Source organism: Amycolatopsis silviterrae (assembly GCF_042684085.1).
Classification (GTDB): Bacteria; Actinomycetota; Actinomycetes; order Mycobacteriales; family Pseudonocardiaceae; genus Amycolatopsis; species Amycolatopsis silviterrae.
Genome location: NZ_JBHUKS010000004.1, coordinates 807,006 through 826,015 on the forward strand (window position 1 = coordinate 807,006; position 19,010 = coordinate 826,015).

At 68.3% G+C, this 19,010-nt stretch carries 19 protein-coding genes; 10 read left to right on the forward strand and 9 right to left on the reverse strand.

All coding sequences use genetic code 11. The features are described from left to right. Positions 1 to 2: 2 nt before the first annotated feature. The gene (locus ACFSVL_RS07600) at positions 3 to 491 is read right to left on the reverse strand and encodes an FBP domain-containing protein (RefSeq protein ID WP_378301729.1); all 489 of its coding nucleotides are present in this window, start codon (positions 489 to 491) and stop codon (positions 3 to 5) included. Between the two features lie 88 nt (positions 492 to 579). Between ACFSVL_RS07600 and ACFSVL_RS07605 the strand changes: the two genes are divergently transcribed. Continuing rightward, entirely contained in the window at positions 580 to 2,052 is a 1,473-nt protein-coding gene (locus ACFSVL_RS07605) for an adenylate/guanylate cyclase domain-containing protein (RefSeq protein WP_378302020.1), read from the forward strand. Between the two features lie 42 nt (positions 2,053 to 2,094). Here ACFSVL_RS07605 and ACFSVL_RS07610 read toward each other — a convergent pair whose 3' ends face one another. Then, on the reverse strand, positions 2,095 to 3,093 hold the full coding sequence (locus tag ACFSVL_RS07610; RefSeq protein WP_378301731.1) for a beta-ketoacyl-ACP synthase III: 999 nt from the start codon (positions 3,091 to 3,093) through the stop codon (positions 2,095 to 2,097). Between the two features lie 203 nt (positions 3,094 to 3,296). Between ACFSVL_RS07610 and ACFSVL_RS07615 the strand changes: the two genes are divergently transcribed. Continuing rightward, the gene (locus tag ACFSVL_RS07615) at positions 3,297 to 3,767 is read left to right on the forward strand and encodes an Lrp/AsnC family transcriptional regulator (RefSeq protein ID WP_378301733.1); all 471 of its coding nucleotides are present in this window, start codon (positions 3,297 to 3,299) and stop codon (positions 3,765 to 3,767) included. Positions 3,768 to 3,932: 165 nt separating this feature from the next. Next, entirely contained in the window at positions 3,933 to 4,340 is a 408-nt protein-coding gene (locus tag ACFSVL_RS07620; protein WP_378301735.1) for an SsgA family sporulation/cell division regulator, read from the forward strand. A gap of 128 nt (positions 4,341 to 4,468) precedes the next feature. Here ACFSVL_RS07620 and ACFSVL_RS07625 read toward each other — a convergent pair whose 3' ends face one another. Continuing rightward, positions 4,469 to 5,566 (reverse strand): S1 family peptidase, encoded by a 1,098-nt coding sequence (locus tag ACFSVL_RS07625; protein ID WP_378301736.1) that lies wholly within the window; start codon positions 5,564 to 5,566, stop codon positions 4,469 to 4,471. 359 nt (positions 5,567 to 5,925) lie between these two features. Between ACFSVL_RS07625 and ACFSVL_RS07630 the strand changes: the two genes are divergently transcribed. The 3 genes from ACFSVL_RS07630 to ACFSVL_RS07640 are packed head-to-tail and all read left to right on the forward strand — an operon-like array spanning position 5,926 to position 9,798. Further along, positions 5,926 to 8,733, forward strand: coding sequence for an ATP-binding protein (locus tag ACFSVL_RS07630; RefSeq protein WP_378301738.1), 2,808 nt, complete (start codon positions 5,926 to 5,928; stop codon positions 8,731 to 8,733). 26 nt (positions 8,734 to 8,759) lie between these two features. Continuing rightward, on the forward strand, positions 8,760 to 9,434 hold the full coding sequence (locus ACFSVL_RS07635; protein ID WP_378301740.1) for a hypothetical protein: 675 nt from the start codon (positions 8,760 to 8,762) through the stop codon (positions 9,432 to 9,434). A gap of 43 nt (positions 9,435 to 9,477) precedes the next feature. Further along, positions 9,478 to 9,798, forward strand: a complete 321-nt coding sequence (locus ACFSVL_RS07640; protein ID WP_378301742.1) for an antibiotic biosynthesis monooxygenase family protein — start codon at positions 9,478 to 9,480, stop codon at positions 9,796 to 9,798. 46 nt (positions 9,799 to 9,844) lie between these two features. Here the strand turns inward: ACFSVL_RS07640 and ACFSVL_RS07645 are convergent, their stop codons facing one another. The 4 genes from ACFSVL_RS07645 to ACFSVL_RS07660 all read right to left on the reverse strand — a co-directional run bounded on the left by ACFSVL_RS07645 (position 9,845) and on the right by ACFSVL_RS07660 (position 13,485). Next, positions 9,845 to 10,558 (reverse strand): G1 family glutamic endopeptidase, encoded by a 714-nt coding sequence (locus tag ACFSVL_RS07645; RefSeq protein WP_378301743.1) that lies wholly within the window; start codon positions 10,556 to 10,558, stop codon positions 9,845 to 9,847. 198 nt (positions 10,559 to 10,756) lie between these two features. Next, positions 10,757 to 11,812, reverse strand: coding sequence for an ABC transporter substrate-binding protein (locus ACFSVL_RS07650; RefSeq protein WP_378301745.1), 1,056 nt, complete (start codon positions 11,810 to 11,812; stop codon positions 10,757 to 10,759). A 1-nt stretch (position 11,813) separates the two neighbouring features. Then, on the reverse strand, positions 11,814 to 12,692 hold the full coding sequence (locus ACFSVL_RS07655; protein WP_378301747.1) for an ABC transporter permease: 879 nt from the start codon (positions 12,690 to 12,692) through the stop codon (positions 11,814 to 11,816). Beyond that, positions 12,682 to 13,485: an ABC transporter ATP-binding protein gene (locus ACFSVL_RS07660; protein ID WP_378301749.1), complete on the reverse strand. Its 804-nt coding sequence runs from the start codon at positions 13,483 to 13,485 to the stop codon at positions 12,682 to 12,684. Before ACFSVL_RS07660 ends, ACFSVL_RS07655 begins: the two co-directional genes overlap by 11 nt. Before the next feature lie 184 nt (positions 13,486 to 13,669). On the opposite strand from ACFSVL_RS07660, the gene ACFSVL_RS07665 reads away from it, so the two are divergent. Together ACFSVL_RS07665 and ACFSVL_RS07670 are read left to right on the forward strand one after the other, a co-directional pair. After that, positions 13,670 to 15,262, forward strand: a complete 1,593-nt coding sequence (locus tag ACFSVL_RS07665) for a sensor histidine kinase (protein WP_378302021.1) — start codon at positions 13,670 to 13,672, stop codon at positions 15,260 to 15,262. After that, positions 15,259 to 15,915 (forward strand): response regulator, encoded by a 657-nt coding sequence (locus ACFSVL_RS07670; RefSeq protein ID WP_378301751.1) that lies wholly within the window; start codon positions 15,259 to 15,261, stop codon positions 15,913 to 15,915. Before ACFSVL_RS07665 ends, ACFSVL_RS07670 begins: the two co-directional genes overlap by 4 nt. Positions 15,916 to 15,970: 55 nt before the next feature. Here the strand turns inward: ACFSVL_RS07670 and ACFSVL_RS07675 are convergent, their stop codons facing one another. Beyond that, complete coding sequence (locus tag ACFSVL_RS07675; protein ID WP_378301753.1) at positions 15,971 to 16,627, reverse strand: hypothetical protein; 657 nt, start codon at positions 16,625 to 16,627, stop codon at positions 15,971 to 15,973. A gap of 121 nt (positions 16,628 to 16,748) precedes the next feature. Next, on the reverse strand, positions 16,749 to 17,585 hold the full coding sequence (locus ACFSVL_RS07680) for an SDR family NAD(P)-dependent oxidoreductase (RefSeq protein ID WP_378301754.1): 837 nt from the start codon (positions 17,583 to 17,585) through the stop codon (positions 16,749 to 16,751). A gap of 66 nt (positions 17,586 to 17,651) precedes the next feature. Between ACFSVL_RS07680 and ACFSVL_RS07685 the strand changes: the two genes are divergently transcribed. Beyond that, the gene (locus tag ACFSVL_RS07685; RefSeq protein WP_378301756.1) at positions 17,652 to 18,401 is read left to right on the forward strand and encodes a trypsin-like serine peptidase; all 750 of its coding nucleotides are present in this window, start codon (positions 17,652 to 17,654) and stop codon (positions 18,399 to 18,401) included. A gap of 13 nt (positions 18,402 to 18,414) precedes the next feature. Then, a complete protein-coding gene (locus ACFSVL_RS07690) occupies positions 18,415 to 18,636 on the forward strand; it encodes an RNA-binding S4 domain-containing protein (RefSeq protein WP_378301758.1) in 222 nt (73 codons plus the stop codon). The last annotated feature ends 374 nt before the right edge of the window (positions 18,637 to 19,010 follow it).

Below are 19,010 nucleotides of genomic sequence, written 5' to 3' on the forward strand. Positions count from 1 at the left end.
GGCTACCGGGTTTCCAGCACCCGCGCCACGAACCGCCCGACCTTCTCGTTCATCCGCTCGACGCGGTCCTCTTCCGACAGCGTCTCCTTCGGCTGCGGCACCGCCGGCCGCAGGTCGCCGCGCAAGTACGCGCTGCACTCCAGGTCGGAGCACAGATACGTGCCCACCGTGTTGCCGTCGCGACCGGGTTTTCCCGCCAGCCGCGCGGTGAAGAGCGTGATGTCGGCGAGCGGATGCGTCGTGGAGCAGAACGCGCACATGTTGCTGCGCAGCCGCGATTTCGGCGGCGGCGCGGCACGCAGCGACAGGCCGATCACCTCGTCGCCGTGCGGCACCACGAGGTACGCCCGCCCCGGCGCCTTCACGTCGCGCCAGCCAAGGAAGTCGCGCTTCTCCCACGAGATGTCCGAGGGGAGCGTGACGGACTTGGCTTCCCCGCGGGAACAGTTGACGAACGAGGCGCGGATCTCGGCGGGGTCGAGCGGTTGCATACCGCCACGCTAACCATCGCCGCACCGCGACGGCGACGGGTTTTTCGCTCCTGGCCCCGCCACCCCATACGATCTGCGGGTGCGCACGATGATCGCGGGGAGGTTCCGGCTGGTTCTGCGCACCAGTCTGGGCTTCGCCGCGCTCGGCGTCGGATCGAGTGTCGCCGGTGCCGGGGTCGTCGCGTTGCTGCTGCTCCTGCAGGGTCTGCCGGAGGACGTCGACGATCGCGGCTGGGTGCTCGGCGTGACCGCGGCCGGGGTGGTCGCGCTCGCGCTGATCGTCGGCACGCTCTGGACCGCCTACCTCCAGCGCCGCACCGTGGTGTGGTTCACGATCGGCCGCCCGCCGACCGCGGACGAGGCCAAACGCGCCCTGCGCCTGCCGTTCGACATGGCGGTCGTGAGCGGCACGCTCTGGCTGATCGGGGCGCTCGCGCTCGGCATCCTGGCCGGCGTCCTCGGCTCGATCGGCGACGCGGCGGGCATCGCGCTCACCATCGGACTCGGCGGGCTGACCACGGTCGGGCTCACCTATCTGGCCGCGGAATGGGTCGCGCGGCCGGTGATGACGATGGCGCTCGACGTCCTGCCGCCACGCGGATCGCTGCCGGTCACCGTGCTGACGCGGCTGGTCGTCACGTGGGTGCTGGCGAGCGGAGTGCCGCTGATCGGCGTGCTGCTGGTGACCACGCCGCCCGATCTCGGCCGCAACGGAAACCCGACGGCGAGCCTGATCGTGCTGTCCGTGACCGGCCTGACGACCGGCGCGATCGGCACCGCTCTGCTGTCCCGCGCGGTCGCCGCGCCGCTGCATCGGCTGCGGATCGCGCTGGACGGGATCGCACGCGGGCGCAAGGACGTGCACGTCGACGTGGACGATTCCAGCGAGATCGGGATGCTGCAGACGTCGGTCAACGACCTCGCCGCCGGCCTGCGCGAACAGGACCGGATGCGCGACCTCTTCGGCCGGCACGTCGGCACCGACGTCGCAAGGCACGCCCTCGAGTACGGCGCTTCGCTCTCCGGCGACGTCCGCGAGGTCACCGCGTTGTTCGTGGACGTCGTGGACTCGACGGCCCTCGCCTCACGCACCCCGCCGCAAGAGCTGGTCGAGAAGCTGAACCGGTTCTTCGCGAGCGTCGTGTCCGCAGTGGACGCTCGGGGCGGGCTGGTCAACAAGTTCCAGGGCGACGCCGCGCTGTGCGTCTTCGGCGCGCCGACCCGCCTGTCCGACGGCCCGACGATGGCGCTCGCCGCAGCCCGCGCCATTCGCGACGCGGTGCTGTCGGAAGGCGAGCTTGACCTGGGCATCGGCGTCGCGACCGGGCAGGTGTTCGCCGGGCAGCTAGGCGCGTCGAGCCGCCTGGAGTACACCGTGATCGGCGACGCGGTGAACGAGGCCGCGCGGCTCACTGAGCACGCGAAAGCCGCTCCGTCGCGGGTGCTCGCCAGCGAAACGACAGTGAAAGCCGCGCTGGGCGGCGAACGGGAACACTGGCGGCTGCACGGCGAACTCCACCTCCGCGGCCGCCACCGCGAGACCCGGACTTGGACGACCTAGCGCCTCGTGAGTGGCAATCCCGGTTCTAACCGGGATTGCCACTCACGACAGCTCAGGCCAGGTCAGCAGCGTCGACCCCCAGGTCAGCCCAGCCCCGAACGCCGTCAGCAGCACCCGGTGCCCCGGCGTCAGCGTCCCGTCGGCCACCGCGTCGGCCAGCGCCAGCGGGATCGACGCCGCGCTGGTGTTGCCGACCCGGTCGATGTTCGACACCACCGCGTCCGCCGGCATGCCGAGCTGCTTCGCGGTCGCCTGCAGGATCCGGATGTTCGCCTGGTGCCCGACGAACCGGTCGACGTCGCCGACCATCCAGCCCGCCTGGTCCAGCACCGCGCGCGAGGATTCCGCCATCCGCGCGCACGCCTGCCGGAACACCGCGGTGCCCTGCATGACCATGAACCGGTCCTTCGGGTCTTCCGGCACCCGCTGCGCCGCACCGCCCGCTTCGACCCACAGCAGCTTGGCCTGTTCGCCCTCGCTGTGCAGGTCGAACGGGCCGAGCGCGCCTGCTTCGCCCGGCTCGCCCGCGCGAAGCAGCACCGCGCCGCCGCCGTCGCCGAAGATCGGCACCGTGGTGCGGTCGTCCGGGTCGATCAGCGAGGTGAAGACGTCCGCGCCGATCACCAGCACCCGCTCGGCCATCCCGCCCGCGATGAACCCGGCGGCGGTCGCGAGCGCGTAGATGAAGCCGCTGCACACCGCGTTGACGTCGAACGCCAGCGCCGTGCCGAGGCCGAGCCGGGCCGCGACCTGCGGCGCGGTGGCCGGGCACAGCTGGTCGGCGGTGGAGGTGGCGAGCACGACGGCGTCCGCGTGCCCGTCCGGGCCGAGCGCCGCCCGGCCCGCCTCCTCGGCGAGATCCACTGTGGACTGGCCGGGCGCGACCTTTCGCCGCTCGCGGATTCCGGTCCGGGTGCGGATCCACTCGTCGGTGGTGTCCAGGCGGGCCGCGATCTCGTGGTTCGTCACCACGTGGTCGGGCAGTGCGCCGCCGAGACCGGCGACTACGGCGGCTCGGTGGCGCGACCGGACAGCACTCATGGCGGAACCTCCCAGACCGGCTTGTTGGCGGACGTCGCCGGTTGCCTCCCTTGTATGGCCTACCCCTGGGTAGACCGGTCAGTTGTGTTCCACGTCACTAAGAGACCTCTTCCACATTCGCTCGATAGGAGGTATTGCGATCGGCGTTTCGATCACGTGGTAAACCCGAGGCTTTTTGTCGGTCCGCCCGGTTAGCCTGAAGTGTGCGCACTCCCGACCTCGACCAGCTCGACCTCGCCATCCTCTCCTGCCTGCAGACCGACGCCCGCACGATCGCCGAGGTCATCGGGTCCAAAGTCGGCCTGTCCGCCGCGGCCGTGCAGCGCCGGATCAAGCGGCTGCGCGAAGCCGGAGTGATCGAGAAGGAGGTCGCGGTGCTGTCCCCGGCCGCGCTCGGGCTGGACATGACGTTCGTCGTCATGGTCGAGATGGAGCGCGAGAGCATGGCGGTGCTCGACGGCTTCCGCGCTCAGGTGCTGGCCGACGACTGCGTGCAGCAGTGCTATTACGTCACCGGCACCGCGGACTTCGTGCTCGTCGTCACCTGCCCGGACATGGCCGCGTTCGAGACGTTCGCCCGGCGCACCTTCTTCGACAACCCCAACGTCCGGCACTTCACCACCAGCGTCGCGATGGACCGGGTCAAAGTGGGCCTCACGCTGCCGCTTTCCTGAACCCGCCGGAAATACAAGGGTTCTGTGTCCGGCGTTACGTGTTTGCGTCCTGATGCAACCGATCGCGTGAACGTCGGCGGAACGCCGTCATGTGCTCCCGAGTCGATCATCTCCCTGCCGACCAGTTCGCGAGGCGCGAACGACCGGAGGACTCCAGGAGCAGCCGTGCACACCACCGACGCCGTACACCAGACCCAGTTCGTACTGCTGAACGAGAGCACTACGCCGGTGCTGTCCCGTCTCTCCTTCCACGTGGCGGAGCCGTACGCGGTCACCGTGGCGTTCCGGACCGAACGCGGCCGGTGGATCGAGTGGACGTTCGCCCGTGACCTGCTCGTGGCCGGGCTGGACGAGCCGACCGGGATCGGCGACGTGCGGATCCGGCCGGACCTGTCCGAGGACGAGGCCTTGCTGACGCTGGAAATCGAATCGCCCGACGGCTACGCGTCGTTCGAGCTGGAGCGCGCCGACCTGGAGGCGTTCCTGGAATCTTCCTACGAGCTGGTGCCGCTCGGAGCCGAGAGCGAGCACTTCGACATCGAGGGGCTGATCGAGGAGATCAGCAACGTGTGAGAAGACCTGCCGATCCCGCGGCAATGCGGACAAGGGCGGTTCGAGTGCGCTGGAGGCACTCGAGCCGCCTTTGTCGTCTGTAGCCGCTGAAGGGAGCGCCCGCGCGCGGGCGCTCCCTGGAACCCGAATCAGCCGCGGACGAGCGTGGTGCCGGTCGCCGAAAGCGCGACGTTCACCGGGTAGTAGTAGCTGTTGACGGTGTCGCCGCCGGAAACCATGCCCTGTGCCTGGTTTCCGCTGATGAACGCGCCGCCGGAGTCGCCGTGGTCGGACCGGGCGTTGGTGAGCACCATGCCGGTCACGGTGCCCTCCTGGTAGCGCACGGTCTGGTTCTTGGCGCGGATCGTGCCGCAGGTCCAGCCGGTGGTGGAGCCTGCCTTGCACACCGAAGCGCCGACCGCCGCCTCGGTGGAACCGGCGACCCGGGTGCCGTTGTTGATCTGGCCGACCGGGGTCCAGTTGCTGTTGACCCGCGCGGCCGCGTAGTCCGCGCCCGGGAAGCGGTAGGTGGAGAACTGGCCCATCGCGACCCGGTTGTAGCCGGACAGCGCGCCGCCGCCGGTGAGCGCCGCGCAGTGGCCAGCGGTCAGGAAGCCGCCGTTCACCGAGAATCCGACGGAGCAGCGGGACGAGCTGCCGATGTAGTACGCGTCCCCGCCGCGCACGTTGTAGTGCGCCTTGGGCACCGCCGAGGTTTCCGTCACGGTCACCGCCGCAGTGTCCACACCGGACTGCCGGACGAACTTCTCCGCCGCGCCGCGCTGTCCCTTGAGGACAGTCAGGGAGATCCGGTTGCTCGCGGTGTCGATGCCCCAGCCGGTGACCGACTGCGGCGCGGCCTTCTCCTGAGCGTTGAGCTTCTGCACGGTCGAGTCCAGCTGGCGGGCGCTGAACCGGACCACCTGCGCCTCGGCACCGGCCGCGCGCACCTGGTCGACGAGCGACGCGTCGGTCACCGCGACCACGGCCTTGCCGGTCGCCGCGTTGAAGCTCGTGCCGCTGAAGCGTTCGCCGAGGGTCTTCTCCAGTGTCGCGCCGATCTTGTTCGCGGCCTGCTCGTTCGCGAGCCGGGCGAGTGCTTGGCCGTGGGTGAGGCCGAGGTCGCGCTGCATCGCCGGGACCATGTCGGGGTTGAGCGGGGCGGCGCTCGCGGCCGGGACTCCGGCGAACAGCGCGGTCACCGCGGCGGCAGCGGTTGCGGCACCGAGGAATCTGATGGCTTTCATACTTCTCCCTCGCGTTCGGTTCCCCCCGGCCACGAAGCGTGCGGCGATGGTCCAATCCACTGCAATAAGGGGGCCCGAGAATAGGTAGCGGAGCAATCCTTAAGTAGGGACTTGCGCGACTACCGAGCGTTCGCCGCCGAAGCGACGGCCCGCGGGTTGTTCCGCTGAACCGGGGAACACCGCGTGGTTTCGCACTCGTCGGTGACCGTGCACCGGGTTTTCTTCTGCCAACCGGTGACGCTGCGGAGGCAGACGTGTGAGCACGGTACGCACTACCCCGCCGAGAGTCGGTTTACCGCGCCCCGCGCACTGCTTAAGCTCCGGGCGAAACGGACAAGACGCGCACTGGGGAGGTCGTGATGTGGCCGGCCGTTCCGACGGTGGTTTCCGTGCGTCCGCGTCCGGCGGCTTTTGCCGGACGCGACCTCGAACTCGCTGCCGTCGCTGAAGTGCTCGGACATCGGCCAGCGGCGGTGCTGGTCGAGGGCGCGCCGGGGATGGGCAAAACCCGGCTGCTCGCCGAACTCGCCGTCCGGCCGGAGTTTTCCCAGGTCCGCGTGCTCCGCGGGGCGTGCCCGCAGTTGCGGGAGCCCTTTCCGTACGGTCCGGTGCTGGAAGCCTTGCGCGCCGCCGGGGACCGGCTCGGGCCGTTGAGCCCGGTTGCCGGTGCGCTGCAACCACTTCTGCCCGAACTGGCCGACGTGCTGCCGCCCGCGCCAGAGCCGTTGCCGGACCCCGGCGCGCAACGGCATCGCGTGTTCCGCGCTTTCCGGGAGCTGCTGATCGCCTGCGGACCGACCGTGCTGCTCATCGACGATCTGCATCGCGCCGACCCGGGAACCGGTGACCTGCTGCGGTTTCTCGCCGTCGACTGGCCGCCGGACCTCGGCGTGGTCGCCACCTGCCGGACCGGAAACTCCGTCGTCCGCGCCGTTCCCGGGGTACAGAGCGCACAGGTCACGCTCGGGCCGCTGGACTCCGCGGCGATCACCGCGATGGCTTGCGACCTCCTGGCGGTGCCGCGGATCAATGCCGGGTTCGCCGCGAAGCTGCACGAGTACACGGCCGGGATTCCTTTTGTCGCCGAGGAAACCCTGCGCGCGCTGCGCGGGGCCGAGCTGACCGAGTCAGCGCTCGATCGGCTGGAAGTGCCTGCCGCGCTTCAGGAATCGGTGTCCCGCCAGCTGTCCGCGCTGCCGAAAGCCGCGGCGCAGCTTGCCAAAGCCGCGGCTGTGCTCAACGTGCCCGCCGAGCTGTCGCTGTTGAACGAGCTGGCCGGCGTGGCCGTGGACGAGTCAGCGCTGTCCGGTGGCCTGCTGGACGAAATCGAGGACAATCGCTACGGCTTCCGGCAACCGTTCGCCCGCAAAGCGGTGTACGATAGTCTCAGCGCGCTTGAACGAAAACTCTTGCACACCAAGGCAATGCATCTGCCGAACCAACCGCTGTCGCTGCTCGCCGCGCACGCGCACGCCGTTGGCTGCGTCGAGCAATGGCGGCAGTACGCGGAAAAAGCGGCGGACGAGGCGGTCGCCCGCGGCGATACCGCGCAGGCGATCGATCTGCTGCAGGCGATTGTCGCGAAGGCGGACGAGGCCGCGGTCGGGCGGCTGGCGAAGAAGCTCAGCGACGTCGCGTTGCGCGTCTTCCGCCCGGATGTCCATCTGACGCTGGAAAAGGTGCTCGAGGACCGGCCGTTGCCGCCGGCCGTGCACGGGACGATCCGGCTCGCTCTGGGCATGCTGCTGGTGCGCGTCGCCGGTCGGCTGGAGCAGGGTCGCGCGGCGGTGGAACTTGCCGTCGCCGAGCTGTCGGACCGTCCGGAGCTGGCCGCGCGCGGGATCAACCTGCTCGCGCTGCCGTTCGACGGGCTGACCCCGCTGTCGTGGCACCAGCAGTGGATGCGCCGGGCCCGGGAAGTCCACACCGGACTGACCGACCCCGAGCTGCGGCTCACGCTCACCGGGGACAGGATCGCGACCGCCGCGCACATCGGCGACGGTTCGGCGTGGGCGGAGTTCCAGGCCCTGCCGGACACCGCATCGAGCGTCGCCGAACGCGTGCAGCTGGCCCGGCTGTGGTGCAACCTCGCCGACGCGCAGTCGTGGTCCGGGCACCTCGACCGGACCGAACAGCTGGTCGTCGAGGGGCTGCGCCGGGCTTCGGACGCCGGCGCGCTGTACCCGAAGGGCCTGATCGAAGGCACCGAAGTGCGGCTAGCGTGGTTCCGCGGCCGGTGGGAAGGCCTGGCCGAGGCGACCGAGGACGTCCGCACGCGGCACCCGGCGCTGGGCGCGATCGTCATGGAGACGTCGCTGGTGCTGGGTGGGCTGGCGGCAATCCGCGGCGAGTTCGCCGCGGCCCGAAGACACTTGGCCGACGCCTCGGCGCTCCGCCCGGGCGAAGGCCCTATCCCCGTCGTATTGTGCGCGGCCTCGGTGTTGATCGGCGTACATCTGTCGACCGACGACGTCGCCGCAGCCTGCGAAGCCGCCGATATCGCTGTCGACGCCGCTCGCCGCAAAGGCGTGTGGGTCTGGGCAGCGTCGCTCGTCCCGGCCGCTGCAGAGGCGTACACGCGCGCAGACCGTTGGCACGACGCGGACGCGTTTGTCGAAGAGTTCGCGCGCGGCATCGAAGACCGCGACGCACCTCTCGCCGCCGCAGCCCTGCACGCTGGCCGAGCCGTCCTGACAAACGCCCGCGCGAAACACCTAGCGGCCGCGGCGCTCTTCGACACCGCTGCCGACGCGTACGCGGAGCTGCCGATGCCGTACGTCGCCGCAGGCATGCGTGAACGCGCAGCGCGCTGTCGCCTCGAAGCAGGTCAAGGCAGTGCGACAGCGGCCCTCAGAGAAGTCGCAGCTGCGTACGTACAGCTGGGTGCCGCGCGCGACGCTGGCCGCTGCCATCACCTGCTACGCGAACACGGCGCCTGGGCACCGTCTCAACGCGGCCGTCGCGGCTACGGTCGCGAACTGTCGCCGCGAGAACGCGAAGTCGCCGAGATGCTCGCTGAGGGCCGCACGAACCGTCAGATCGCCGACGGTCTGTTCCTGTCGCCGCGCACAGTGGAGCAACACGTGGCGAAGGTGCTTCGCAAGCTAGGCGCGCGAAGCCGCACTGACGTCGCGAGGAAGCTGCCGTCCCCGGAAACCGCGCAGTAACGGGCACCGCGTCTTACCGTATCCAGGTGGCTGACGAACGTGTGCCTGCCTGGCGGCGGACGACCAAAGGCGAGACGCGGTGGCCCGCGGCGGCCGTCGTCATCGGGACCCTCGCCCTGCAGCTCGCGCTGCCCGACGAGATGGTGCTGCACCCGTGGTGGCTGCTGCCCTCGCTGACCGCCGTGCTGATCGTCGCGCTGCTCCTGCTGAACCCCGGCCGGCTGAGCGAGTTCAACATCGTCGAGCGGATGGTCGCGCTGACCGCGCTCGCCGTCGTCAGCGTGCTGAACGGCGCGTCCGCGGTGCAGCTGGTGATCGGGATCGCACAGGGCGCGCAACGCGGGCACGCCGTGCAGGTGCTCATCAGCGGCGTGGTCATCTACTGGACCAACATCGTGGTCTTCTCGCTCTGGTACTGGGAGTTCGACCGCGGCGGCCCGGCCCGGCGCGCGGCGGGCCGGGCGGACTTCCCGGACCTGCAGTTTCCGCAGATGAGCGACCCGTCGATGGCCAAGGACGAATGGGAGCCGCGGTACCTGGACTACCTGTACACCTCGTTCACCAACGCCACCGCGTTCAGCCCGACCGACGTCATGCCGCTGCGGATCTGGGCGAAGATGACCATGATGGTCCAGGCTGGCATCTCGCTGCTGCTCGCGCTGATGGTGTTCGCCTGGGCGGTCAACGGCCTCCAGGGCTGAAAAACGCTGGCCTCGCCCGGGTCCGGCAGGTATATCTCCGGCCATGGAGCTTCCCGAACCGCCCTACTACGCGGTGATCTTCACGTCCCGGCGCACCGAAGGCGACCGCGGCTATGCCCAGCGCGCCGCCTACATGGCCGAACTCGCCGCGAAGCAGCCCGGCTACCTCGCCATGAACTCCGTCCGAGACGAGTCCGGGCTCGGCATCACCGTGTCCTACTGGCGGGACGAGGACTCCATCGCCGCCTGGCGCGCCAACCTGGAGCACACCGAAACCCGCAACCAGGGCCGCGCCGAGTGGTACCGCTCCTTCGACGTCCAGGTCTCCCGGGTCGAGCGCGCCTACCGCTTCGAACGTCCGTGAAGGACTCCTTGCGGGAATCTGATTCCCTCAAGGAGTCCTTCACGACCTACTGCCGGTTCATCGCGAAGCTTTGCCCGTCCGAGCCGATCGCGCCGGGGACCCACGTGGCACTGCCGCCGTCGTCCGCGTTGAGGCCCTGCGGGCTCGTGTCGGCGAGGTTCTTGCCGTCGAATTTCACCCCGTCGAACTTCACGCCGCCGCTGATCGCCGGGTACGAATCGGTCGGCGATTCGATGATCGCCTCGGCCGACGAGTGCTTCGCGTTCAGCGACTGCGTGGTCGTTTTGGTCCAGCCCTGAGTGTCGTTCTTCAGGTCGAGTTTGTAGCTGTTGTTGCTGCGCGTGACGGTCGCGGTGATGTGGTCGCCCGCCTTCACCGGCGCCTCGCTCGCCGAGTAGTAAACCGGGGCGGCCGGGTACATTTCGTACCAAGCCTGATATTGCGGGCTGCCGCTGGAACAATCGGTCGCAACGCCGGTTTGCTCCACAGAGGACGATCCGTCGCCGTCGATGCCCACCCACGGCGCGAAGAGGTCGTTGCTGGAATTGCAGGTCGCCGACGGTTCGGTCCAGCCCGCGGTCGCGGTGGTGAAGCTGCCGAAACTGACGTAGCCGCCCCAGTTTCCGCCGGAGTAGTGGTTCCCGTGGAAGTGCGAGCCGAACGTGACGGGCCCGGCTCCCGCGCCGGCGACGAGGGTCGCGGCCGCGAACGCGCCGACCGCCAGCAGTCCGAGGGGACGCGGGAAGGATCGTGAACTCATGGGCATCCAATCTGGTCACGGGAGTGCCTGCGCGTACCAGTGTTGAATTCGCCCGCCCAGAATAGGTAGCTACTTTCGAAGGGTATTCACATCTCGGGAACTCTTCACCAAATGTCCCGATTCTCCTTTGTATACGCGGAAGTCCGGGACGGTCCGCCGGGAAGGTAACGGACCGGCCCGGACTCCTTCCGAAGTGGACTACCGCGCCGTACGGGCGTGCGCGGCGTCCACGAACTGGGTGGTGTAGGTCTTGGACAAATCTATTTTGTCCTTTTTGGGCTTTACGTTGCTGGAAGACGCACCCAGCACCTTCAGCACGTTCTGCGCTCCGGACGGGTCCATCCGGCCGTCCTTGGTGAACATCGGCAGACTGTCCTTGAGCGACTTGACGTACAACGCCTTGTCCCCGCCCGCGAACGACGGCGGCATCAGGTCAGCCACCTGTTCCGCGGTGTGCGCGGAAAGCCACTGCAGCGAATTCACGTACGCATTGGCGAGCTTCTGCACGACGTCCGGATAGCGCTTCACGATTTCGCAGCTCATGTACAGCGAACTCGCCGGATACAGCCCGCCCAGCGCGGCGCGGGTGCCTTCCGGCGTGCGCATGTCGTACAGCACCTTGGCCTGTCCGGTGTTGGTCAACTGCGCGATGGTCGGGTCGGTCGTCATGCCCGCGTCGATCGAACCCTGTTGCATGGCAGAGATAAACGTCTGCCCGGCCCCGACCTTCACCGGCGTGTAGTCCTTGCTGCCGACCCCGCCACGGCTCGCGAGCGCCTTGGTGAGGAAGTCGGTCGACGACCCCAGCGACGTGACGCCGAGGTTCTTGCCGCGGAAGTCCGCACCGGATTTAATGTGCCCGGCTTTCGGGGTGGCGACCATTTCCGCCTCGCCCGGAACATTCGCGAACTGCACCACGCTGGTAATGCATTGGTCCTTGGCCTGCAAGTCGATCGTGTGGTCGTAGAACCCGATCACACCCTGCACTTCCCCGGCCAGCAGCGAGGTTTCCGCGTTGGCCCCGGACGGCTGGTCGAACAGCTCGACGTCCAGCCCCTGCTTCTGGTACTCGCCCAGCTGCTTCGCGAGCTGACCCGGCAGATAGATCACTTTGGACAGTCCGCCGACCATGATCTTGACGTGCGGCCGCCCGCCGTTGCCGAGGTCGATCTCCCGCGAATCCCGGCAGGCGCTCACCCCGGCCACGGTCACCAGCGCGGCCGCCGCGACCGCGAGTGTCCTCTTCAGCCGCATGTCAGATATCCCGCCGTCCGTCGTCGGCCGACATCTGCGGACGCCAGCGCAGCAGTTTGCGCTCCGCCGAACCGATCAGCCATTCCGCGAACAACGCCACGATCATGATCACCAGCATCCCGGCGTAAACCCCGGCGGTGTCGAACGTGCCCTGCGCATTGGCGATCAAGAAGCCCATACCCGCCTTGGCCCCGGTGTACTCGCCGACGACCGCGCCAATCAACGCGAACCCGAAAGCCACGTGCAGCGATGAAAGAATCCATGACGTCGCGCTGGGCAACACGATCGACTGCAGCACCTGCCACCTCGTCGCCCCAAGGATACGAGCGTTGTCGATCAGATTGCGATCCACTTCCCGGGCACCGGTGAACGCATTGAAGAACACTGCGAAAAACACCAGCACGAACACCGTCGCGACCTTCGAGGACAGCCCAAGGCCGAACCAGATCACGAACAGCGCGGCGAGCACGATCCGCGGCATCGCGTTGGCCGCCTTGATGAACGGAGCCAGCACCTCGGCGAGGTACGCACTGCGACCAAGAATGACGCCGCAGATCACGCCGGCGACCGCGCCGAGCACGAAGCCGATCACGGCTTCCTCGACGGTCACCAGGATCTGGTACCAAATGGTCCCGAAATCAGTTCCGGTCGAGAACCATTCGACGAGCCGTTCCCAGATCTTCGACGGCATCGAGTAGAAGAACGGGTCGATCCAGAACCGGCCCGCCAGCTCCCAAAGACCAAGCCATGCCACGAGAATCGCCAGCCGCAGGAGCCAGACGTTGCGCTTGTGCCGTCCGGCGGAGCGCTTCGCGCGGGAGAGAATGTCTTGTTCGGTTTCGAAGACCGGCGTCGGCGCGGTCTGAGTCTCAAGCGACACCGGTCGCTCCCTTCTGGCGGGCCTTGTCGACCTCGCCGCGCAGCGATTCCCAGATGTCGGAGTAGAGCTTGCGGAATTCCTCGGTGAGCCGCAGGTCTTCCACCTTGCGCGGCCGCTCCAGCGGGATCTCGAAGACGTCCTTGACCGTCGCCGGACTCGTGGTCAGCACAATCACCTTGTCCGCCAACGCGATCGCCTCGTCGAGATCGTGCGTCACGAAGATCACCGCGGCACCGGTACCCGACCACAGCCGCAGCAACTCGTCCTGCATCAGCGCGCGAGTCTGGACGTCGAGCGCGGAGAACGGCTCGTCCATCAGCAGGATTTTCGGCTCAGTGACCAGCGTCTGCGCCAATGCGACTCGCTTGCGCATCCCGCCGGAAAGCTGGTGCGGGTAATACTTTTCGAACCCGGCCAGACCGACCCGACCAATCCAGTCCGCCGCCTTCTTCCGAGCGTCCTCTTTGGACTCGCCACGGAACCGCGGCCCGGACGCGACGTTGTCGAGCACCGAACGCCACGGCATCACCGCGTCGGTCTGGAACATGTAGCCGACGCCGTCCGGAATCGACTTCACGTCGGCACCGTGCACGACCACCCGCCCGGCCGACGGCGGCTGCAGCCCGGAAACCAGGGACAGCGTGGTGGATTTCCCGCAGCCAGTCGGCCCGACCACGGCGACGAACTCCCCCGGTTCGACGGTCATGGTCAGCTCGCGGACAGCGGTGTGGACGGAACCTGATCCGCTCGGGAACCTTTTGGTGGCGCCGATCAGTTCGATGAGTGGGGCCATCGAGGTGACTCCTTCGTCACGGTGGGGACTCGCTCGACGCAGGTTAAGAGCGGGTTTCGCGGCGGAGAAGCTTGTCGACGTTCTGCGTGCGCTCTGCGCGTTCTCCACGTTTTGCTCGTTTAGCGCACAGCGCTGAGCTGGGGGTATGTTCCCTGGCATGCCGAAGTGGGCGCTCTTTCCGCGGATGCGGTTCACCCGTCAGGTGCTGCTGCTGCAGATCGGCGTGGTGGTCCTCGTCGTGGGCCTCGGCGTCGCCTTGATCAGCTGGCTCCTGCGCACGACCCTGACCGAACAGTACGGCGAGCGAGCGCTGGCGATCGCGAAATCGGTGGCCACGGAGCCAGTGGTGATCGCCGGTGCGGCAGCCCGGACGCCAACGCCGGAACTCCAGCAGCGAGTCGAGGCGGAGACGCGCACCGACGAAGCGCTGTTGTTCGTGGTCATCACGGATGACCACGGCATCCGCCTCGCCCACCCCACCCTCTCCGAGGTTGGCAGGAAGGTGAGCACGCCGTGGGAGGAGGTCATCGCGGGCAACGACGTAGTCAGCGAGTTCAATGCGGGCACCTTGGGACCGTCCGTTCGCAGCAAGACGCCGATCAGACAAGGCTCCCGGGTCGTCGGAGAAGTGAGCGTCGGCTACCGCATCGGCGAGCTGACCGGCGACTTCAACCGGCTGTTCATCCTGACGATGGTCTTCAGCGGCGGTGCACTCCTGATCGGCGCGGGTGCGTCCGCCCTGCTCAACCGCCGATTGCGCCGCGTAACCCACGGCCTCGAACCCCACGAACTGACCGAACTCCTCTACGAGCGCGAAGCCGTCCTGCACGGCATCGGCGAAGGCGTGCTGGCCGTCGACGCCGAACGCCGGGTAACCGTCCGCAACGACGAAGCCGAACGCCTCCTCGGCACCCCGCTCCCGGTCGGCGCACCGCTGCAAGACTTGGACCTGTCCCCGCGCGTGCACAAGGCCGTCGCGGAAGGACGGCCCGTCGACAACCTCCTGGCGGTAGCCGGAAACCGGGTCCTGGTGATCAATTCCCGCGCCGTGCAACGGGATGAACGCGCACTCGGCACCGTGCTGACCTTCCGCGACCGCACCGACCTCGACACCCTCACCCGCGAACTCGACGGCATCCGCTCGCTGTCCGACGGCCTGCGCGCGCAACGGCACGAGTTCGCGAACCGCCTGCACACCCTGTCCGGCCTGCTGCAGCTGGGCCACCACACCGAAGCCGAGGAATACCTGCAAACCCTCACCGAATCCACCGCCTCGCGCGCGGAACCGCTCGACGACCGGATCACCGACCCGTACCTGCAAGCCCTGCTGGTCGCGAAAACCGAGCAGGCCCAAGAAAAAGGCATGGACCTACGCCTGGCCGACGACTCCTGGGTCCCCGCCGCGGTGACCGACCCGATCGCCGCGGGCACGGTAATCGGCAACCTCGTCGACAACGCACTGCACGCCGCCCGCATGGGCCCGCGCCGTCCAGCGTGGGTAGAGATCGGCCTGCTCGCCGACCGCTCGACCTTGCATGTGTCCGTTGTAGACAGCGGCCCAGGCGTCGACCCTGGTTTGCAGGACCGGCTTTTCGACGAAGGAGTGTCCACAAAGCTCAGTCCAGGCCACGGCCTCGGACTAGCCTTGGCCCGCCAGGCGGCCCGAGCCCGCGACGGCGACGTCTGGCTCGCCGACCCCGGCGGCACGACGACCGGCGCGTTGTTCGTCGCCAAACTGCCCGGCCTGCTGGACCGACCCGAGGAGACCGACACATGATCCGCACCCTGATCGTGGACGACGACTTCCGCGTCGCCGGCGTACATGCGGGATTCGTGTCGGAGGTACCGGGATTCACCGTCGCCGGAGTCGCGCACACCGCCGCCGAGGCTCGCGCCCGCGTGCGGGAACTGGCCCCCGACCTGGTGCTGCTGGACGTCTACCTGCCCGACGAGCCCGGCCTCAATGTCCTGCCGGACCTGAAGACGGACACCATCGTGCTGTCCGCCGCCACCGACGCCGCGTCCATCTCCGCCGCGATCCGCGCGGGCGCGCTGAACTACCTGATCAAACCGTTCACGACCAGGCAATTATCGGAACGGCTCACCTCGTACGCCCGGTACCGCAGCCTGGTCACGACCGAACGCCCACTGTCCCAGGACGACGTGGACCGAGCCTTCCGCGCCCTGCACGACCAGGACCGCGCGGCGACGCCCAAAGGCCAATCAAGCGCGACGGCACGGCTGGTGTCCGAGCGGCTGCGCGGTTCGCCGACGCCACTGTCAGCCGCCGAAGTGGCCCGCGAACTCGGCATGGCTCGCGCGACGGCGCAGCGTTACCTGACCGCACTGGCCGAGTCGGGCGCGGTGGAAATGCGGCTCCGCTACGGCGCGACCGGACGGCCAGAACACGAATACGGCTGGATCGGCTGACACCCTCGTGCGTGTTTAGGCCGGTTAGAACCGGCATAGCCACTCACGAGCCCGCTTAGTGCCCGCCAGCCATCCGCTGCGCCACGTCGAACCACGGCTTCCAGTTCAGGAACTCGTCAATCCCCGCCCGCGGCGGAGTCTTGCTCGGCGTAGGCGTCTCGAGGTCCGCCCGCGGATCGGCCTGTTCCGACGTCTTGGGCGCAGCCGTCGCGCGCGGCGTCGTCGGGTGAACCGGCGCGTGCCGCCGCACCGGCGTTTCCCGCGAAGGCACCGGGACATACACCGTGACCGGCGGCGCGGTCTGCGTCGACGGCGGCGTGATCGTCGACGGGACCGGGATCTGCTGTTCCGCGATCGGGGTGCGCTGTTCGGCCTGCGCGACGGCGTCGTCCGAGGACGGGCCCAGAGCACCCGTGAAGTAGCCGCCGGCGAGCCAGCCGAGTCCGACCAGGACCACCGCCACCCCGGTGCCGACCCACACCCGGGCTCGCCGCCGCGACGCGACCGCGCGCGGGCGTTCCTCGGCGGGCGCGCATCCGGCGATCACCGGGATCTGCTGGGTCGATTCGCAGCTCGTCTCCGGCACCACCGCGTCGTCCTGCGGACGCGGCCCGCGCGGCAGGCTCGCGGCGATGATGCCGGTGCGATCGACCAGTTCCCCGGAGGCGCGGTCAGCGGGCGCGGGCAATCGGCGCTCGGCAAGGCGCAGCATCGAGGGCTACCTCCGGGGTGCGGACACACGAGTGGACTGGCAGCATTCTGCGGCATTTCCGACCGGTTCGGCGAAAATGCAACTCCATCGAGTGATCAAGAATGCGGACAGTCGCCGCGCGCTATCCGTTCCGGTCGACGCGTTTGAGCCCCTGGCGCGCCAAAATCGCGAGCGGACGCTGGTACGCCGAACCGAGCAGGCGCGGGATCGCGTCGATCACGTAGGCGTCCGGTCCAATGAGGATCCGAGCGGACCGCCTGCGCACGCCGCGCAAGATCGTCTCGGCCGCTTTCTTCGGTGTGGTGCGGGCGATTTTGTCGAATCCGGCCGCCGCCTTGTCTTGGTCGCCGCCTGCTCCGCCGCGGGCGTTGCGAGCGATGTTGGTCTTGATCCCGCCCGGGTGCACACAGCTGACGCCGACCGGACGCCGGGCCGCGAGCATTTCTTCGCGCAGTGACTCTGTGAATCCGCGAACGGCGAACTTCGCCGCGTTGTATGCACTCTGCGTAGGCACTCCGACGAATCCGAACACGCTGGAGATATTCACGACGTAGCCGTCGCCGGAGTCGATGAGATGCGGCAAGAATGCCTTCGTGCCGTTCACGACGCCGCCGAGGTTGATGGCGAGCAGCCAGTCGAAGTCCTCGAACGTCATGTCCTCGACGGTCGCGCCCAGCGCCACCCCAGCGTTGTTCACGACGAGATTGACCCGGCCGTGCTCCCGCACGACGTCCTCCGCATGCGCGAGCACCGCGGCCCGATCGGCCACGTCCAGTGAATGCCCCCGCACCTCGGCCCCGCGTTCGCGGGCTTCGCGCACAGTCCCGTCGAGACCTTCGGCGTCGACATCGGACAGTTCAAGGAGCGCGCCGTGCAACGCGAGTTCGAGCGCCAGCGCCCGGCCGATGCCCGAGCCCGCTCCGGTGACCACTGCGACTTTGTTCGAGAAGTCCTTCATCGTCTCCCCACCCTGGTCTCACCGCTTTCTCTGATACTAGTGACGAGGACCAGACCAGGAGGTGGCATGCGGCGCACGGTGATCGGGCTGTTCGCACTAATGAGTGCGAGCGGGACCATCGTGGCGTGCGCTGAGCACGCAGCGGAGTCGGAGGTCGCGTCGTCGACCCCGGCGAAGCCGATCCAAGCGTCCATCGGCGCGTTGTTCGTCGACGGCTCGCACTACTGCACCGCGAGCGTCGTACACAGCCCACGAGGGGACGAACTGCTCACCGCCGCACACTGCATCCACGACGGCGAAGGCGGCGGCTATATCTCCAACGTCACGTTCGCACCCGGCTTCCACGACGGCGTGGCCCCCTACGGGTACTGGCAGGTCGGAGACGAGGTGGTCGCACAGGCCTGGATAGATTCGTCCGATCCCAACCTAGATGTCGGCTTCGCGACCGCGCGCCAAGAGGGTTCCCCCGAACCCCTAGAAGCCGTAACCGGCGCCAACCAACTAGGCACGAACGGCCCCTTCGCACGCCCGGTGACGGTCGCCGGCTACCCAGACGGCGTGGACGAGGTCGCCACCTGCGAAACCCGCACCCAGCAGCAAGACGAACACCAGCTACGACTCGACTGCCCCGGCTTCGCGACCGGCACGAGCGGCAGCCCACTGGTAGCCGACCCCGCCCCCGACACGAAGACCGGCACGGTAGTCGGCGTGATCGGCGGCTACGAGGCAGGCGGCTACACCGACGACGTGTCGTACTCGAGCTATTTCGACGACCAGATCACCGAGCTGTACAACCGAGCGACCACGACCCCGTGACATGATGCGCCTCATGAGCACGCGAGACGTCCCGATCACCGGCGAACCAATCCGGCTGGGCCAGTTCTTGAAACTGGCCGACCTCGCGGACAACGGCTCACACGCGAAAGACCTGATCGACGCGGAAGAAGTCACGGTCAACGGCGAGATCGAAACCCGCCGAGGCCGCCAGCTCGCCAACGGCGACGTAGTAGCGGTCGGCGCCGAGGAAGCCCGCGTCTCCCTGGAAAACTGACCCTCCCCGCAGGGCTCGCCTCGCCAGGGCAATGCCCGTGAGGGCCACCTTCACAGACGCTGATTCCCCCAGGGTTCCCCTCACGGACTTCAACGCCCCCCGCGCCTCTCGCCACGACCCGGCATTCCCTCAAGGGGCCCTTCACGGACCGACCCCGCCCACCGATGCACCCAATGTGGCATTGGTTGCATCTGACGCACCCAATGCCACATTGGGGCGCAAGCCCCACCCCCAGCAAAACCGCCACCGACGCACCCAACCAGCGAGGCACCCAGCCCCACCCCCGCACCCCGATACGAAGCCTCCCTGCGCTCGGTGGGTGCTTGTCAAGGCATCTTTCCCGCCTTGACAAGCACCCACCGAGCGTCAGCACA

Coding starts and splice junctions, on each gene's coding strand:
- ACFSVL_RS07675 (WP_378301753.1), bottom strand. CDS start 16,627: ATGCTGCGCCTTGCCGAGCGCCGATTGCCCGCGCCCGCTGACCGCGCC.
- ACFSVL_RS07640 (WP_378301742.1), top strand. CDS start 9,478: ATGGAGCTTCCCGAACCGCCCTACTACGCGGTGATCTTCACGTCCCGG.
- ACFSVL_RS07650 (WP_378301745.1), bottom strand. CDS start 11,812: ATGCGGCTGAAGAGGACACTCGCGGTCGCGGCGGCCGCGCTGGTGACC.
- ACFSVL_RS07690 (WP_378301758.1), top strand. CDS start 18,415: ATGAGCACGCGAGACGTCCCGATCACCGGCGAACCAATCCGGCTGGGC.
- ACFSVL_RS07665 (WP_378302021.1), top strand. CDS start 13,670: ATGCGGTTCACCCGTCAGGTGCTGCTGCTGCAGATCGGCGTGGTGGTC.
- ACFSVL_RS07600 (WP_378301729.1), bottom strand. CDS start 491: ATGCAACCGCTCGACCCCGCCGAGATCCGCGCCTCGTTCGTCAACTGT.
- ACFSVL_RS07605 (WP_378302020.1), top strand. CDS start 580: ATGATCGCGGGGAGGTTCCGGCTGGTTCTGCGCACCAGTCTGGGCTTC.
- ACFSVL_RS07645 (WP_378301743.1), bottom strand. CDS start 10,558: ATGAGTTCACGATCCTTCCCGCGTCCCCTCGGACTGCTGGCGGTCGGC.
- ACFSVL_RS07625 (WP_378301736.1), bottom strand. CDS start 5,566: ATGAAAGCCATCAGATTCCTCGGTGCCGCAACCGCTGCCGCCGCGGTG.
- ACFSVL_RS07670 (WP_378301751.1), top strand. CDS start 15,259: ATGATCCGCACCCTGATCGTGGACGACGACTTCCGCGTCGCCGGCGTA.
- ACFSVL_RS07610 (WP_378301731.1), bottom strand. CDS start 3,093: ATGAGTGCTGTCCGGTCGCGCCACCGAGCCGCCGTAGTCGCCGGTCTC.
- ACFSVL_RS07680 (WP_378301754.1), bottom strand. CDS start 17,585: ATGAAGGACTTCTCGAACAAAGTCGCAGTGGTCACCGGAGCGGGCTCG.
- ACFSVL_RS07630 (WP_378301738.1), top strand. CDS start 5,926: ATGTGGCCGGCCGTTCCGACGGTGGTTTCCGTGCGTCCGCGTCCGGCG.
- ACFSVL_RS07660 (WP_378301749.1), bottom strand. CDS start 13,485: ATGGCCCCACTCATCGAACTGATCGGCGCCACCAAAAGGTTCCCGAGC.
- ACFSVL_RS07685 (WP_378301756.1), top strand. CDS start 17,652: ATGCGGCGCACGGTGATCGGGCTGTTCGCACTAATGAGTGCGAGCGGG.